This is a genomic window from Terrabacter ginsenosidimutans, from assembly GCF_039539425.1.
In the GTDB taxonomy this organism is placed as follows: domain Bacteria; phylum Actinomycetota; class Actinomycetes; order Actinomycetales; family Dermatophilaceae; genus Terrabacter; species Terrabacter ginsenosidimutans.
In genome coordinates this window covers 471,255-487,356 of sequence record NZ_BAABDC010000002.1, presented here as the reverse complement: position 1 = coordinate 487,356, position 16,102 = coordinate 471,255, and the positions used below count along the sequence as shown (strand labels likewise).

The following is a 16,102-nucleotide window of genomic DNA, read 5'->3' as shown; positions in this document are numbered from 1 at the left end:
GCGCGGCTGCGCCTGTGCGGAACCTTGGCAGGATATCGGCCGACTGGGGCCTGCCGGTCAGGGCCGCTGTCGGGCGCCGTCCTGTCCGGCCCTGTCCCGACCGGACAGGAAGTGGTCATGTACTTGACGACGTGCCGGACCACGGGTTCAGTGACCCTGCCGGCGCCGAAGTGGGACCTCGTCCGGAGATCGTGACGTCCTTGTGACAACACGACGCGATGTTCGGACACCTGAGCACGAACCTTGCGGAAGAATCAGGTTGGGCGCGTGCGCCTCACGAACACCACAAAGGAGTGTTGACGACCAGATGAGCAACCCCTCCATCCCGGCTCCTGGGCCCTCGAGTGCCGACACGGCCGCTGCCGCCGCGGGTCCTGCCGACCCGCCGGGCAGCGTCATCCTCGAGATGCGGGACATCACCAAGGAGTTCCCCGGGGTCAAGGCCCTCTCCAACGTCTCGATGGCCGTCCGTCGCGGTGAGGTCCATGCCATCTGCGGGGAGAACGGCGCCGGCAAGTCGACCCTGATGAAGGTGCTGTCAGGGGTCCACCCCGCCGGCACGTACGAGGGCGAGATCCACTTCGAGGGCCAGCTGTGCGAGTTCCACAACATCCGCGACAGCGAGCACGCCGGCATCGTCATCATCCACCAGGAGCTCGCGCTCATCCCGGAGATGTCGATCGCCGAGAACATCTTCCTCGGCAACGAGACGGCCTCGGGCGGCGTCATCAACTGGCTCGCCACGCGCGTCAAGGCGCGCGAGCTGCTCGCGCGGGTCGGCCTGGAGGAGGAGCCGGACACCAAGATCCGCGACATCGGCGTCGGCAAGCAGCAGCTCGTCGAGATCGCCAAGGCGCTGTCCAAGGACGTCAAGCTCCTCATCCTCGACGAGCCGACCGCCGCCCTCAACGAGGGCGACTCGCAGCACCTGCTCGACCTCATCGCGGGCCTGCGCTCCAAGGGCGTGACCTGCATCATGATCAGCCACAAGCTCAACGAGATCGAGCAGATCGCCGACTCCATCACCATCATCCGCGACGGCCGGTCCATCGAGACCCTGCGCGTCAAGGAGGACGGCGTCGACGAGAACCGCATCATCCGGGGCATGGTCGGGCGCGACCTCGAGTCGCGCTTCCCCGACCACACGCCCGAGATCGGTGAGGTCTTCTTCGAGGTGAAGAACTGGACGGTCCGCCACCCGAGCGTCCCGGACCGTCTCGTGGCCAAGCACAGCGACTTCTTCGTCCGGCGCGGCGAGATCGTCGGCTTCGCCGGCCTCATGGGCGCCGGGCGCACCGAGCTGATGCGAAGCCTCTTCGGTCGCTCCTACGGCACCTACGTCGACGGCACGATCGTCAAGGACGGCAAGGAGCTCCGGCTGCGGACCGTCGCCGACGCCATCGACGCCGGCCTGGCCTACGTCACCGAGGACCGCAAGACCCTCGGTCTCAACCTCCTCGACGACATCAAGCGCACGACGGTCTCTGCCCGGCTCAACCGCATCACGCGCGGCTTCGTCGTCGACGAGCGTGAGGAGTACAACTACGCCGAGTCCTACCGCAAGTCCCTGCGGACCAAGGCCCCCAACGTCGACGAGGGCGTTTCCAAGCTCTCCGGAGGCAACCAGCAGAAGGTCGTGCTTGCCAAGTGGCTCTTCACCGAGCCTGACCTGCTCATCCTGGACGAGCCGACGCGCGGCATCGACGTCGGTGCCAAGTTCGAGATCTACGGGATCATCCAGCGCATGGCCGCGGAGGGCAAGGGCGTCATCCTCGTCTCCTCCGAGCTCCCCGAGCTGATCGGCCTGTCCGACCGCATCTACACCATCGCCGAGGGCGCGATCACCGGCGTGCTCTCCCACGAGGAGGCGGACCAGGAGTCGCTGATGCGCCTCATGACGCGAAGCACCCACGGCGGCTCCGCCGAGACCACGCCCACGCGCGAGAGCGCGTGAGCGGCGCGGCCGCCCCGACCACTCCCCCATCCACACCCATCACAGCCAGGACTGCACCCATGGACAAGGTCAAGAAGATCTTCGGTGGCGACACCCGTCAGCTCGGCATGATCTTCGCCCTCGTGGCGTTGATCATCTTCTTCCAGATCTGGACCGGCGGGCTCACGCTCACACCGGACAACGTCATCAACATCTTCCAGCAGAACTCCTACATCCTCGTGCTCGCCATCGGCATGGTGCTCGTCATCATTGCCGGCCACATCGACCTCTCCGTCGGCTCCGTGGCGGCGTTCGTCGGCATCTGTGTGGCCATCGCGATGCGTGACTGGAACCTGAGCTGGTGGATGGGCATCCTGCTCGGGCTGGCCATCGGCGCGCTCGTCGGCGCGTGGCAGGGCATGTGGACGGCCTACGTCGGCATCCCCGCCTTCATCGTGACGCTGTCGGGCATGCTGCTCTTCCGCGGCGCCAACCAGTACGTCGGCAAGTCGAACTCGGTCCCCGTGTCCGAGGACTTCCAGGTCATCGGCGGCGGCTACCTCCCCGAGGTCGGCCCCAACACCGGCTACAACAACCTGACGGTGCTCATCGGGCTCCTGCTCGCCATCGGCATCGTCGTCGGCGCGGTGCGCAGCCGCCGAGCGCTCGTCAAGCTCGGCGCCGAGGTCGAGGACGCGTGGATCATGTGGGTGCGCCTCGGGCTCATCTGCGCCGCCATCATCGGCGCGACGCTGCTCTTCGGCTCGGGCCGTCCCGGCACCTCGTTCCCGATCTCCGGGATCATCCTGGCGGTGCTCGTCCTGCTCTACGGCTTCATCTCCAACCGCACCGTCATCGGTCGGCACATCTACGCCGTCGGCGGCAACCGGCACGCGGCCGAGCTGTCGGGTGTGAAGAGCAAGAAGGTCAACTTCCTCGTCATGATGAACATGTCGATCCTGGCGGCGCTCGCCGGCATGATCTTCGTCGCCCGCTCGACCGCGTCGGGCCCGTCCGACGGCGTCGGCTGGGAGCTGGACGCCATCGCGGCCGTCTTCATCGGCGGCGCGGCCGTCACCGGCGGTGTCGGCACCGTGGTCGGCTCGATCGTCGGAGGCCTCGTCATGGCCGTGCTCAACAACGGCCTTCAGCTGCAGGGCATCGGCGCCGACGCGACCCAGATGATCAAGGGCCTCGTGCTCCTCGTCGCCGTCGCCTTCGACGTCTACAACAAGTCGGCCGGCCGGGCCTCGCTCATCGGGATGATGATGAAGAACTTCCGTCGCGGCGGCACCGACGAGGACACGGAGGCACCGCCGCCCCCGTCCGCGGCGACGGAGACGGAGCCCGTCAGCGAGACGATCCGCCAGTCCAGCTGACGAGCGACGGGGTGACAAGCCCCCCAACCACCAGACCCATCTGCCAACCAACCAGGACCCGGTCAGGGCGCCGCTCGTGACCGAGAAGTATCCGCGTTCCGCCCGGACGCGATGAGAGGAAAGAGAGCACATGCGTACCTTCACCAAGGTGCTGGGCGTCACGGCTGTGGCTGCCCTTGTTCTGACCGGTTGCGGTCGGAACAGCGACACCGGCACGACGCCGGCCGCATCCAACGGGGGCGCCGCAGCAGCGGGCTTCCCCGCTGACTCGGTCATCGGCGTCGCGCTGCCGCAGAAGACGTCCGAGAACTGGGTGCTCGCCGAGCAGCTGTTCAAGGACGGCCTCTCCGCGGCCGGCTTCAAGGGCGACGTGCAGTTCGCCAACGGCGGCGTGTCCGAGCAGCAGAACCAGATCTCGGCCATGGTCACCAAGGGCGCCAAGGTCATCGTCGTCGGCGCCATCGACGGCTCGCAGCTGGGCACCCAGCTCAAGGCCGCCAAGGACGCCGGCGCCACGGTCATCGCCTACGACCGCCTCGTGAAGAACACGGCTGCCGTCGACTACTACGTGGCCTACGACAACTTCAAGGTCGGCGAGCTGCAGGGCCAGGCCCTGCTCGACGGCATGGCCAAGAAGAAGCCGAACGGCCCGTACAACATCGAGCTCTTCGCCGGCTCGCCCGACGACGCGAACGCCCAGGTCTTCTTCGACGGCGCCATGAAGGTGCTCAAGCCGAAGATCGACGACGGCACCCTCAAGGTCGTCTCCGGCCAGAAGGACTTCAACCAGGTCGTCACGCAGGGCTGGAAGGCCGAGAACGCCCAGAAGCGCATGGACACGCTCCTGTCGGCCAACTACCAGAGCGCCGCCCTCGACGGCGTCCTGTCGCCCAACGACACGCTGGCCCGCGCGATCATCACGTCGGTCAAGGCGGCCGGCAAGCCGGTTCCGATCGTCACGGGTCAGGACTCCGAGGTCGAGTCGGTCAAGTCGATCATGGCTGGTGAGCAGTACTCCACGATCAACAAGGACACGCGCAACCTCGTCAAGGAGACCATCGCCATGGTCACGGCCCTCCAGAAGGGCCAGAAGCCGACCGTCAACGACACCAAGTCCTACAACAACGGTGTCAAGGTCGTCCCGGCCAACCTGCTCCCCCCGGTCATCGTGACCAAGGAGAACGCGGCCGAGGCCTACGCGAACGACCCGACGCTGGCCCCGCTCACCAAGTGAGCTGAGACCACAGCGTCACCGCACTCGGTGAAGGCCCGCCCCGTCCGGGGCGGGCCTTCGTCATCGCCGGGTCTCCCGGCACACCGGTGGACACCCGCCACCTCGGGTCACGGCGCGGCGTAGCGTCGCGCCATGGCGGACGTCTACCTCCACGGGCACCATCGCAGCGTCCTCGCGTCCCACGGCGCGCGCACCGCCGCCGACTCGGCCGCGTACCTGCTGCCCCACCTTCGCGACGGACTGCGGGTCCTCGACGTGGGGTGCGGTCCGGGCACGATCACCCTCGACCTCGCCGAGGCCGTCGGCCCGTCGGGCGAGGTCACCGGCATCGAGAACGTCGCCGCCCCGCTCGAGCACGCCCGCCGCACCGCCGCCGAGCGAGGCGACGCGCGCACGCGCTTCGAGCTCGCCGACGTCATGGGGCTGCCGTATGCCGACGCGTCCTTCGACGTCGTCCATGCGCACCAGGTGCTCCAGCACCTCACCGACCCCGTCGGTGCCCTCCGCGAGATGGCCCGGGTGACTCGACCCGGAGGGCTGGTCGCGGTGCGCGACGTCGACTACGCCTCGATGGTGTGGCACCCGGCGTCCGAGGGCATGACCCGGTGGCTCGGGGTCTACCGACACCTCGCTCGCCTCAACCACGCCGAGCCGGACGCCGGACGCCACCTGGTCGCCTGGACGCACGCCGCCGGGCTCACCCGGCTCACCCCGTCCGCGTCCCTGTGGACCTATGCGACGCCGGAGCAGTGTGCGTGGTGGGGCGGCACCTGGGCCCGCCGAGCGCTCGAGTCGACCTTCGCGACGCAGGCCATCGACCGCGGCCTCGTGACGGCTGACGAGCTGGCCGACATCAGCGCCGCCTGGCGGGCGTGGTCGACGCACCCCGACGCGTGGTTCGCGATGACGCACGCCGAGGTCATCGCCCACGCCTGAGTCCGCGTCTGGGAACGGGCCCGGGCACGGGCCCGGGAACGGGGTCGGGAACAGGTCGGGGATCGGGCCGGGCAGCGACCGGCTCGGTCACGCTCCGGGGCGCGGGTGTGCCGGAGCGACCCCGCGCGTCGGGTCCGCCGGCGAGGACGGCGAGGTGCCAGACCAGCGTGAGGGCGAGCACGCCGGCGAGGCCGCCGAGACCGCCGAACTTCACGGCCGTGACGAGGACGCGGGTCGGCTGGGCGTCGGACGAGACCGACACCCACGCCACGCCCAGCAGCATCCCGAGGGCGGTGCCGCCGACGGGCAGGAGGCGCAGTGGTCCACGCAGGCGCCCGGCACGGGGTGCGGAGTCATCGGGCGAGCGCCGCAGCTGGACCGCGCGCCACCACAGCGCGATCCCGACGAGGCCACCCAGACCCGACGCGTACTGCAGCCACGAGGTGACCGGCAGCGGGCCGACGGGGTCGCGCAGCGCGGGCACGAGGTCGGCTCCCCAGGCGGCCGTGTGCGTGAAGCCGTCCCAGACGATGTGCGTCAGGGCGCCGAGCGTCAGGGCGCCGACGACGGCCACCCACCACCGGACGCTGTGCCACCGGGGCGGTTCGAGCCGCAGCCGGCGCCGCACACCGTCGGGCATCACGTCGACGACCGGAGCACGCACCCAGAGCCACCACACCACCACCACGCACCACCCGACCGCGAGGTCGGTCGTGACGACGCCCTGCAGCGAGTGGGTGTGCCCGTAGTCGAAGAGCCGCGGGAGGAACACCGCGGTGTCCGGGGACATGGCTCCCACGGCCAGGGCCCCGAGCGGCAGCCCGAGCCGCCTCAGCGGGATCGCGACGACCGCGTGGCTCGGGGTGAAGGGCACCTGTCGATCGTCGCACCTCAGCGGCCGGGGCACGGGCAAGACGCCGAAGGACCACGGGACCTCCACACGATCCCCAGAAGGCCGCCCGGCACCCGCAATCCGGTCGCCCAGGGACGGGCTTCTTTGCCAGAGTGGGCGTATGCCGCCTGCCACCTGCACGTTCGAGCTGGTCACCGACGCCGCGCAGGCACAGGCCCGCTTCGCAGGCCTCGTCGCGTCCGAGCCCGAAGCACTGAGCGTGCTCGCGAGTGTCACCGGGTCGCTGGTCGAGGACCCGGGACGCTACGTCGGACCTCGCTGGTGGGCAGGTCGGGACGCCTCGGGTGAGGTCGTCGCCGCCTTCATGCACACGCCGCCGCACCCGCTGCACATCGCCCTCGCGACGCCCGAGCAGGCGCGGGGGCTCGCGGCGGTGCTCGCGGCGGCGGGCGACCGGCTGCCGGGGGTGGGTGGTCTCAGGGCGTCGGCGGAGGCGTTCGCGCAGGAGTGGACCTCGCTGGCGGGTGGCACGGCGACGGTGTCGATGGAGGTGGGGCGCTTCGCCCTGACGACCCGTCCTCGGGTCCCCTTCGAGGTGCCAGGAGCCTTCCGCGTCGCCACGGGCGTCGACACGCCACTCGTCGACGAGTGGAACCAGCAGTTCGTCGACGCCATCGAGGGCGCCGGGCGCACCGCACCCAGCCTGGAGCAGCAGGTCGCCGACGGTCGCGTCGGACTGTGGGACGACGATGGCCGTACCGTCTCGATGGCCTACGCCTCCCCTGCCAACGGCGGTGTCACCCGCATCTCCGGGGTCTGGACCCCACCGGAGCTGCGCGGGCACGGCTACGCGAGCGGTGTCGTCGCAGCCCTCAGCGCTGCACGGCTCGACCAGGGCGAGGCGTGCATGCTCTACACCGACCTCGCGAACCCCACCTCGAACGCGATCTACCAGGCCCTGGGATACCGGAGGGTCGGCGACAGCATCAGCATCACGTTCAGCGCATGACTCCCCCGGCGCGCAGCGCCGTGCGGATCATCGGCCACTGCAGCGGCAGCCGCACCACGGTCGCGGCGAGGTAGCCCTGCCTCCTGTGGTCGTCGGGGTCGCGGTCGAGCCGACGCTTGGCCGTGCTCGTCATCGTGACGTTGGCGGGGAACACTGCCACGAGCAGGACGGCCGACACGATGCCCGCGACACGGCGGGTGCGAGGGACGAGAAGACCCACCGCGCAGGCGAGCTCGGCGACGCCGGACGCATACACCAACGCCCTGCGCGACGGGAGCTGCTTCGGCACCATCGCCTCGAACGGCTCGGGCTTGACGAAGTGCATCGTGCCCGAGGTCAGGAAGAGACCGGCGAGGCCGATGACGTCCTTGCCGAGAGGGGCGTTGGTCGCGGTCTTCATGACCTCACCCTAGGCTCATCGGGAGCTAGAGCAGGACGGTGGTGAAGGCCCCGACCTCGTGGAACCCGCAGCGGGCGTAGGTCGCCCGGGCCGCGACGTTGAAGTCGTTGACGTAGAGGGACACCTCGTCGCCCAGGCCGGACAGCACCTGCTCGACGACGCTCGCCATGGCCGGCACCGAGAGGCCCCGGCCCCGGAACCGTGGATGCAGCCAGACCCCCTGCACCTGCGCGCAGCCGAGGGCGAGCGAACCGACATCCGCCTTGAACACGACCTCGCCGTCCTCGACCTTGACGAACGTGTGGCCCGCGCGGACCAGGGAGGCGATGCTCGCCCGGTAGCTGCGGTCGGAGCCGAAGTACGGGGGGTAGCCGATCTCCTCGGTGAACATGGCCGAGGCCGCAGGCAGCACGAGGTCCACCTCGTCGAGGCGTGCCTGGCGCACGTCGGGGTCGAGCGGGAGGCCGAGGCTCGAGGGCAGCACCCGGGTCGTCAGCAACGGCTGGTGCGTGCGGATGGCACGGACCGGTCCCCACGTCGGCCCCAGTCGCTCCCAGAGACCCATGACCTGCTCGCTCGGGCCGAAGATCGAGGCGCACTGCCGGCGCATGCGGGTGATCCGCGAGGCGACGGCGGCCACCCCGTCGTCGTCGAGCCCGACCGGCACGACGTTCGCGCTGACCCAGGCCAGACCGCGCAGCTCTCCGTCCACCCAGTGGCCGAGGAGCGACCCGGGAGACGTGCGGAGGGAGCCCTCGACGATGCGCGCGGCCACGAAGGCGTTGGCGACGCGGTCACGCGCGCAGACCTCGAGCGCGGCATCGTGATCGGCCGCCGACAGGGGTCGCACGGGGAGGCGTTGTCGCAGCACCACCCAAGAGTGCCTGCCCACGGGCCGGGTGTCACCCCGGCGCGCCTCACGAACCCGTCACACCGCGCGCACGCTCAGCGCGCCGGGTGCAGGACCGGGAGGTCGAGGTCGGTGTTGTCGAGCACCCACGTGGCGCGGGACCGCGGGTCGACGGCGGCGAGGTAGAGGCGCTGGCCCCCGACGTAGCGCCGGTTCGGCTCCGCGCTCGGGTCGGAGTCGTGAGCGTCGCCGAACCGGGCATTCCCCCGCGGGACGGAGACGGCGAAGGGCACGTCCACCCACAGGGTCGCGTCCCACACGTCGGCGAGCTCCGGCCGTTGGAGGAAGATCCCGTCGACGAGCAGGACCGTGTCCCGCGCGACGGCGACGGGGTCCGGGTGCACCGGCCGGTCGGCGTCCACGTCGTTGACGGCGGGGGTCACGGGCTCGCCCCCACGGAAGGGGTCGATCACGACCCGGCGGAACGCGGCGTAGTCGTAGGAGTCCTCGTAGAAGGTCCCGGGACCGCGGCCGCGGGCCACGCGCTGGGCCTTCGGCCTGTGGAAGCCGTCGATCGAGATGCGCAGCACGTCGCGAGCCCCGTCGAGCGCACCGATGACCTCGGCGAGCTCGTCCGCGAGCACCGTCTTGCCGGCGCCGTCGAACCCGTCGACCGCCACGGCCACCCGCTCACCCGGCCGGAGCGCGACGACACGCTCGGCGAGGTCGCGCAGGACGGCATACCGCTCGGTCGAGCGGACGGGAGGACGCACGTCAGCTGACGGTGACGCTGGGTGCCCCGGCCGACTCCTCGTCGACCGGCTCGCCCATCTCCTCGGCCAGACGCATGGCCTCCTCGATGAGCGTCTCGACGATCTGTGCCTCGGGCACCGTCTTGATGACCTCGCCCTTGACGAAGATCTGGCCCTTGCCGTTGCCGGACGCGACGCCGAGGTCTGCCTCGCGGGCCTCGCCCGGACCGTTGACGACGCAACCCATGACCGCGACGCGCAGCGGCACCGTCATGCCCTCGAGACCGGCCGTGACCTGGTCGGCGAGGGTGTAGACGTCGACCTGCGCGCGGCCGCACGACGGGCACGAGACGATCTCGAGCTTGCGCGGGCGCAGGTTGAGGCTCTGGAGGATCTGGATGCCGACCTTGACCTCCTCGACGGGCGGGGCGGAGAGGGAGACGCGAATCGTGTCGCCGATGCCGCGCGAGAGCAGCGCGCCGAAGGCCGTCGCCGACTTGATCGTGCCCTGGAACGCGGGACCCGCCTCGGTGACGCCGAGGTGCAGGGGCCAGTCGCCGCGCTCGGCGAGCAGCTCGTAGGCGCGCACCATGATGACCGGGTCGTTGTGCTTGACCGAGATCTTGAAGTCGTGGAAGTCGTGCTCCTCGAAGAGGCCCGCCTCCCAGACCGCCGACTCGACGAGCGCCTCGGGCGTCGCCTTGCCGTACTTCTCCATGATCCGCTTGTCGAGGCTGCCGGCGTTGACGCCGATGCGGATCGAGACCCCGGCGTCCTTGGCCGCCTTGGCGATCTCCTTGACCTGGTCGTCGAACTGGCGGATGTTGCCCGGGTTGACGCGTACCGCCGCGCAGCCGGCGTCGATGGCCGCGTAGACGTACTTCGGCTGGAAGTGGATGTCGGCGATGACCGGGATCTGGCTCTTGCGCGCGATGGCGGGCAGCGCGTCGGCGTCGTCCTGGCTCGGGCAGGCCACGCGCACGATGTCGCAGCCGGAGGCCGTCAGCTCGGCGATCTGCTGGAGGGTCGCGTTGATGTCGGTCGTGGGCGTCGTCGTCATCGACTGCACCGACACGGGGAAGTCGCTCCCGACCCCGACCTTGCCGACCTGGATCTGACGGGTCTGGCGCCGCGGGGCGAGGACCGGCGGGGGCAGGGGCGGCATACCGAGGGAGACGCTCATCCCGCCATTATGACCGCCCTGCGGACCTCCGCCCCCGAGCGCCCCCGGAAAGCCCGCTCGGCCCGTCTCGCAGCGGGCTCAGCCGAAGAGCTTGATCGGCTTGACGATGTCGGCGTAGATGAGCAGCACCGACATGGTGATGAGCACGAGGCTCATGCCGTAGGCGATCGGCAGGCCCTTGGCGACGTCGACGAAGCCGGGGTCGGGACGGTGGCGCAGACGCGCCCACCCCTTCTTGACCGACTCCCAGATCGCGCCCGCGACGTGTCCGCCGTCGAGCGGGAGCAGCGGCACGAGGTTGAAGACGAAGAGCGCCAGGTTGAGCGAGGCGATGAGCAGGATCAGCTGGGCGAGCTTGACCCAGTTGCCGCCCTCGTCGGCCGGGATGTCGAGCGCAGCGACCTCACCGCCGATGCGGCCGACACCGACGACGGAGATCGGCCCGTTGGGGTCGCGAGCCTCGGACCCGAAGGCGGCCTGCACGACGCCCGTCATCTTCTCGGGGATCTTGACGATGATCGAGGCGGTGTCGACGACGCGGGCCCACACGAAGCCGGGTGCCTGCGTGATCGGCGTGCGCACGAGCTCCTGGCCCGGGGTGATGCCGGCGAAGCCCATGGACGCGAGGACGGGCTTGCCGTCCTTGGCGATCGGGTTGCCCTGGTCGTCGTAGGTGGCCCGCTCGAGAACGGCGGGCGTGATCGAGATCGACACCTTCTGGTCGCCGCGCTGGACGACCCAGGTCATGGTCCGGCCCTTGCTGTCGCGGATGGCCGCGGTGACCTGGTCCCACGTGCTGACGGCCTTGCCGTCGACGGAGACGATGCGGTCGCGCTCCTGCAGTCCCGCGGCCTTGGCCGGTGCGACCGGGTCGCCGGGCTTGCACTGGGGCTGGGGCACCTGCACGGTCGGGGCCGTCGTGGGCACGCACGCGGAGAGGGCCCCGACCTTGGGCGCGACCTGCGGCAGCCCGTAGAGGGTGATGACGCCGGTGATGAGCACGAAGCCGATGATCAGGTTCATGACCGGACCGCCGAGCATGATGACGATCTTCTTGCCGGGGCTCAGCTTGTAGAAGACGCGGTCCTCGTCGCCGGGCTTGACCTCCTCCATGGAGTCGGCCCGGGCCTGGTCGACCATCTGGCTGAAGCGGCCGGTCGAGAGGGTGCGCAGCTCCCCCGGCTTGTCGCCGGGCCGCGGCGGCAGCATGCCGATCATGCGGACGTAGCCGCCGAGCGGGATCGCCTTGATGCCGTACTCGGTCTCACCGCGCCGGCGTGACCAGACCGTCGGTCCGAAACCGACCATGTACTGGGTCACCTTGACCCCGAACTTCTTGGCCGGCACGAGGTGTCCGATCTCGTGCAGCGCGATGCTCAGCGCGACGCCGACGACGACGACCAGGACCCCTAGGAAGAACAGCACCTGTCCATTGTCACACCCGCCTCCTGTGAATCCGACTCGATGCATCCATGCCGCACCCGGTGACGGCGCGCGTGCGTCAAACGGGGTCGGGGGCTGCGATGAGGCCCGCGGCGGCGTCCCGGGCCCAGGTGTCGGCAGCGAGGACATCGTCGAGCGTGAGGTCGCGGACCTGCGAGGCCGGCTCGGCGGCATACGCGTCGACGACCCGGGCGACGGTGTCGACGATGTCGACGAAGCCGATGCGCCCGTCGTGGAAGGCGTCGACGGCGACCTCGTTGGCGGCGTTGTAGACGGCAGGCCACGTGCCGCCGGCCTCCCCCACCCGGCGCGCGAGCGCCACGGCCGGGAAGGCCTCGTCGTCGAGGGGCTCGAAGTCCCAGGACTGCGCCCGCGTCCAGTCGACGGGCACGTCGGCGTCGGCGATCCGTTCGGGCCAGCTCATGCCGAGGGCGATCGGCACGAGCATGCGCGGAGGCCCCGCCTGCGCGATCGTCGAGCCGTCGACGAACTCGACCATCGAGTGGATCATCTGCTGCGGGTGCACGACGACGTCGATGCGCTCGAACGGGATGTCGAAGAGCAGGTGCGCCTCGATGACCTCGAGGCCCTTGTTGACGAGGGTGGCGGAGTTCGTCGTGATGACGCGGCCCATCGAGAAGTTGGGGTGCGCCAGCGCCTGCTCCGGCGTCACACCGGCGAGCTCGGCGCGGGAACGACCGCGGAACGGACCCCCGCTGGCGGTGACGACGAGCCGGCGCACCTCCTCCGCGCGACCGCCCCGCAGGCACTGGGCGATGGCCGAGTGCTCGCTGTCGACGGGCACGATCTGGCCGGGCGCGGCGAGCGCCTTGACGAGCGGGCCGCCGATGATGAGCGACTCCTTGTTGGCGAGCGCGAGCGTGGTTCCCGCCCGGAGCGCCGCGAGGGTCGGCTCGAGCCCGATGGCGCCGGTGATGCCGTTGACGACGACGTCGGCCTCGCGCGCGGCGAGCGTCGCGCTCGCGTCGGGACCGACAAGCAGCTCGGGGTCGTATGCCGTGACGCCGGCTGCGTCGGCCGCGCGGGCCACCGCCCGGGCGAGGTCGTCCTGCGTCCCGGCTGCGACGGCGACGACGGGGACGCGCAGGGCGACAGCCTGCTCGGCCACGAGGTCGAGGTTGGTGCCGGCCGACAGCCCGACGACCTCGAAGCGGTCGCGGTTGCGGTGCACGAGGTCGAGCGCCTGCGTGCCGATCGAGCCGGTCGAGCCGAGCAGGACGATGCGGCGGGGACGTGCCGGGGTGTCAGTCACCCCGGCATTCTCGCGCAGGCGCCTCTCAGGTGGGCACTCCCCTCGCCCGGAGCAGCTCGTCGCGCTTGAAGGCGTAGGCGACGGCCCACGTCATGCGCAGGCGGTACATCCGGATGTCGTCGCCCCACGAGAAGGGACTGCTGCCGTAGTGGGTGGTCCAGTGCGCGTCGACCTCGTCGAGCTCGGGCCCCGGCCCCAGCCGCTCGGCGCGGCCGTGGCTGAACAGGGCCAGCTCCTCGCCGTCGATGTGGGCGACGCTGACCGCGGGCCTGGCAGCGAGGTGGCGGGCCTTGGCCGAGGTGCCCGACGTGCCGAAGGTCCACGTGCCGTGGAGGAAGTGGCCGTCGAGGGCACTGATGCGCGGCTCCCCCGCTGCGGTGACGGTGGCCACCGCGAGCACCTTCATGCCGGTGAGCAGGGCGACGAGCTGCTCGGCGCTGAGGGTGCGGTCGTCGTCGATGATGCTGCGCAGGTGATCGGTCGCCCTCGCGTGGGACGCGTCGAGCAGGTCCTGCAGGGCTGCTGTCTCGTGCGGTGTCTCCAGCATCCTCCGACGCTAGCGCCGAGCACCGACGCCACGTCTGGTCAGCCCGGGTCGATCGACGGGAGGGCTCACCACCAGCTCGCCTCGAGCGCGGTCGAGAAACCCTCCTCGCCCCACACCAGCCACGAGCCGACGTCGTAGCCGGCAGCCGGCGCCGCGACGTGCGGCGGAGGGAGGAGGACGCTCGACGGCACGGACGCCGGTGTGGGGAGGGCTGCACCGGCCTCCGCCGTACCGTCCTGGGGCAGGGGCACCGGGTCCCCCGTCGGGGGCGGCAGGTCCGGGACCGTGCCCGGGGGCAGGAAGCCGGTCCGGGGGTCGCGTTGCGGCTCGACCCCGGCCTCGGCGAGGTTCTTGACGATCGCGAGGCGGGTCTGCATGAGGGCGGCGATCCCCGACGAGTCGACGACGCGGCTGGGACCGGCGGGCAGCCAGCCGGTGAAGGTCTCCGTGAGCCGGGCGCCGACCTCGCACGGCTCGATCGTCGTGACGACGTCGGCCTCGTGCGACGACGTCAGGTCCCGCTCGACGACGCGCACCGGCGGGGTTGCCTCGACGAGCAGGGACACCGAGGCGGCCCGTCGTCCGTCGTCGTGACGGTGGACGGCGAGCACGTGCTCGCGCCCGGGGTCGTCGGCGAGACCGGTGCGCACCACGCGTTCCAGAGAGGGCTTGAGGAGCTGCTCCGACGAGGGCTGGGCGAGCAGCTCCCAGAGCGCCTCTGGGGCGACGGCGATGTCGATGGAGGCCGTCTCGTGCACCGGCAGGACCCCGGGCCCGGCCGCCGTCGCCACGCCGTGACCGATGAACCCGGCGGCCATGGCCTCGTCGACGGGCTGGCCGGACGCGACGTCGCGGGTCGCGCTGCGTGTGGTGCCTTCGACGTCCGCCTTGAGGCCGAGCAGGGCTCGCGCCATCCAGGCCCGGGCGAACTCCGCCACGGGGTCCGCCGGCGCGACTCCCTCGAGCTGCTGGGCGACGACGCACCCGCCGTCGAGGGACTCGAGCGTCGTCGTCAGGACGAGCGCGACCGCGCCGTCGGCCGAGCGGGACACGACGCGCACCCCGTGCTCGACGTCGACGACGGTGCTCAGCCCCGCCCAGAGCCGGCCGTTCGACCGCCGCCAGACCCCGGCGAACTCCGGCAACCGTCCCGGTCCGGGGCTCGGCAGGGGGAGCACCCGGACGCAGTCGACGCCGAGCTCCGCGCCCGGGCCGGGCGCGACGAGATGCGGCCAGACGTCCACGGGCGGACGCTCGATGAAGACCCGGTGGCCGACGTCGCGCACCACGACGGCCGGGGTCGGCTCGTCACGACGACCGCCCCGCTCCCCGAAGAGGCCGCGCAGAAGGCTCACGCCCGGAAGTCTCCCCCGGCGCGCCGGTCGCGTCAGGAGATTCACGGCATTCGATGCTCGGGCATGATGAGGGCGTGAAGACGCTCGGCTCGCGTCAGGTCCTGCTCGGCGTGCTCGCCGTGGCGGTCGTCGTGCTCGCGTGGGTCGTCGTCCGCGCCGCGCAGGGCCCGACCACGTCCACGACCGACGGGCGCGGCGCGGCGGCGTCCGCCACGTACGTGCCCGGCCCGCTGGGCACCGACCCGGTCTCCGGCCTGCCGTGGGTCGCCGAGTCGGCGCTGCCCGCACAGGCCCACGAGACGCTCGCCCTGATCCGTGCCGGCGGACCCTTCCCCTACCCGCGCAGCGACAACCAGACCTTCGACAACCGAGAACGCCTGCTACCAGGGCAGACCCGCGGCTACTACCGCGAGTTCACTGTCATCACACCGGGATCCGCTGATCGTGGTGCGCGCCGCATCATCGTCGGCAGCGGCGGTGAGAAGTACTGGACCGACGACCACTACGCGTCGTTCAGCCGGATCAGGGAGGGCACGTGACGACGTTCCTGGGCAAGCACAGCGAGGCCGACGACCACATCGCGCAGCTGCGCTGGCTGGGTCATGACGTGCGCGTCGTCTCCGGTGGTCACGACAAGGAGGGCGTGCTCGACGCCTTCGCGACCGGTCTCGAGCTCCCCGACTGGTTCGGCCGCAACTGGGACGCCCTCGTCGACGCCCTCCGCGACCTGGACGCCCGCCACGGGGTGCCGATCGAGCTCGTCTGGGACCACGCCGCGACCCTGCGCGAGCAGGACCGCCATGCCTATGACACCGTCGTCGAGATCCTCGAGCAGGTCGCCGACGAGCGCGACGACCTCAACGTCACGATCGTCACCCGCTAGGTCACCGCCTGCGTATGCCGTCACGCCACCACCGCGCGACTGCTCGGGCACGCTCACGCCGGGCTGACGGCA

General features: G+C 70.9%; 16 protein-coding genes. 7 read left to right on the top strand and 9 right to left on the bottom strand.

Annotation, left to right across the window (positions count from 1 at the left end; translation table 11 throughout):
* The first annotated feature begins 406 nt into the window (after window positions 1-406).
* The 4 genes from mmsA (at window position 407) to ABD831_RS08240 (ending at window position 5,482) form a co-directional block, all read left to right on the top strand.
* Window positions 407-1,954, top strand: coding sequence for a multiple monosaccharide ABC transporter ATP-binding protein (gene mmsA / locus ABD831_RS08255; RefSeq protein ID WP_344945374.1), 1,548 nt, complete (start codon window positions 407-409; stop codon window positions 1,952-1,954).
* A gap of 59 nt (window positions 1,955-2,013) precedes the next feature.
* The gene (gene mmsB, locus ABD831_RS08250; protein WP_344944231.1) at window positions 2,014-3,312 is read left to right on the top strand and encodes a multiple monosaccharide ABC transporter permease; all 1,299 of its coding nucleotides are present in this window, start codon (window positions 2,014-2,016) and stop codon (window positions 3,310-3,312) included.
* Between the two features lie 130 nt (window positions 3,313-3,442).
* A complete protein-coding gene (locus ABD831_RS08245) occupies window positions 3,443-4,546 on the top strand; it encodes a substrate-binding domain-containing protein (protein ID WP_344944228.1) in 1,104 nt (367 codons plus the stop codon).
* A 132-nt stretch (window positions 4,547-4,678) separates the two neighbouring features.
* Window positions 4,679-5,482, top strand: a complete 804-nt coding sequence (locus tag ABD831_RS08240) for a methyltransferase domain-containing protein (RefSeq protein WP_344944225.1) — start codon at window positions 4,679-4,681, stop codon at window positions 5,480-5,482.
* Here the strand turns inward: ABD831_RS08240 and ABD831_RS08235 are convergent.
* Entirely contained in the window at window positions 5,466-6,356 is an 891-nt protein-coding gene (locus tag ABD831_RS08235) for a DUF4184 family protein (protein WP_344944222.1), read from the bottom strand. The genes ABD831_RS08240 and ABD831_RS08235 overlap by 17 nt on opposite strands.
* Window positions 6,357-6,495: 139 nt before the next feature.
* On the opposite strand from ABD831_RS08235, the gene ABD831_RS08230 reads away from it, so the two are divergent.
* Entirely contained in the window at window positions 6,496-7,344 is an 849-nt protein-coding gene (locus ABD831_RS08230) for a GNAT family N-acetyltransferase (protein WP_344944219.1), read from the top strand.
* Here the strand turns inward: ABD831_RS08230 and ABD831_RS08225 are convergent.
* The 8 genes from ABD831_RS08225 to ABD831_RS08190 form a co-directional block, all read right to left on the bottom strand.
* Window positions 7,334-7,744: a DoxX family protein gene (locus ABD831_RS08225; RefSeq protein ID WP_142177397.1), complete on the bottom strand. Its 411-nt coding sequence runs from the start codon at window positions 7,742-7,744 to the stop codon at window positions 7,334-7,336. The two genes, ABD831_RS08230 and ABD831_RS08225, sit on opposite strands and share 11 nt — an antisense overlap.
* A gap of 25 nt (window positions 7,745-7,769) precedes the next feature.
* Window positions 7,770-8,615, bottom strand: a complete 846-nt coding sequence (locus ABD831_RS08220) for a GNAT family N-acetyltransferase (protein ID WP_344944215.1) — start codon at window positions 8,613-8,615, stop codon at window positions 7,770-7,772.
* 74 nt (window positions 8,616-8,689) lie between these two features.
* Window positions 8,690-9,367, bottom strand: coding sequence for a nucleoside/nucleotide kinase family protein (locus ABD831_RS08215; protein WP_344944212.1), 678 nt, complete (start codon window positions 9,365-9,367; stop codon window positions 8,690-8,692).
* A gap of 1 nt (window position 9,368) precedes the next feature.
* Entirely contained in the window at window positions 9,369-10,529 is a 1,161-nt protein-coding gene (ispG, locus tag ABD831_RS08210) for a flavodoxin-dependent (E)-4-hydroxy-3-methylbut-2-enyl-diphosphate synthase (protein WP_344944209.1), read from the bottom strand.
* A 78-nt stretch (window positions 10,530-10,607) separates the two neighbouring features.
* Window positions 10,608-11,954: a M50 family metallopeptidase gene (locus tag ABD831_RS08205; RefSeq protein ID WP_344944206.1), complete on the bottom strand. Its 1,347-nt coding sequence runs from the start codon at window positions 11,952-11,954 to the stop codon at window positions 10,608-10,610.
* Between the two features lie 76 nt (window positions 11,955-12,030).
* Window positions 12,031-13,245: a 1-deoxy-D-xylulose-5-phosphate reductoisomerase gene (dxr, locus tag ABD831_RS08200; protein ID WP_344944203.1), complete on the bottom strand. Its 1,215-nt coding sequence runs from the start codon at window positions 13,243-13,245 to the stop codon at window positions 12,031-12,033.
* 25 nt (window positions 13,246-13,270) lie between these two features.
* Window positions 13,271-13,792: a pyridoxamine 5'-phosphate oxidase family protein gene (locus ABD831_RS08195; protein ID WP_344944200.1), complete on the bottom strand. Its 522-nt coding sequence runs from the start codon at window positions 13,790-13,792 to the stop codon at window positions 13,271-13,273.
* Between the two features lie 65 nt (window positions 13,793-13,857).
* Window positions 13,858-15,147: an SRPBCC family protein gene (locus ABD831_RS08190; RefSeq protein WP_344944197.1), complete on the bottom strand. Its 1,290-nt coding sequence runs from the start codon at window positions 15,145-15,147 to the stop codon at window positions 13,858-13,860.
* Between the two features lie 74 nt (window positions 15,148-15,221).
* Here ABD831_RS08190 and ABD831_RS08185 point away from each other — a divergent pair, with 74 nt between their 5' ends.
* Both ABD831_RS08185 and ABD831_RS08180 read left to right on the top strand, forming a co-directional pair.
* Window positions 15,222-15,686 (top strand): guanyl-specific ribonuclease, encoded by a 465-nt coding sequence (locus ABD831_RS08185; RefSeq protein ID WP_344944193.1) that lies wholly within the window; start codon window positions 15,222-15,224, stop codon window positions 15,684-15,686.
* On the top strand, window positions 15,683-16,030 hold the full coding sequence (locus ABD831_RS08180) for a barstar family protein (RefSeq protein ID WP_344944188.1): 348 nt from the start codon (window positions 15,683-15,685) through the stop codon (window positions 16,028-16,030). The genes ABD831_RS08185 and ABD831_RS08180 overlap by 4 nt, the downstream gene beginning before the upstream one ends.
* Window positions 16,031-16,102: the final 72 nt, after the last annotated feature.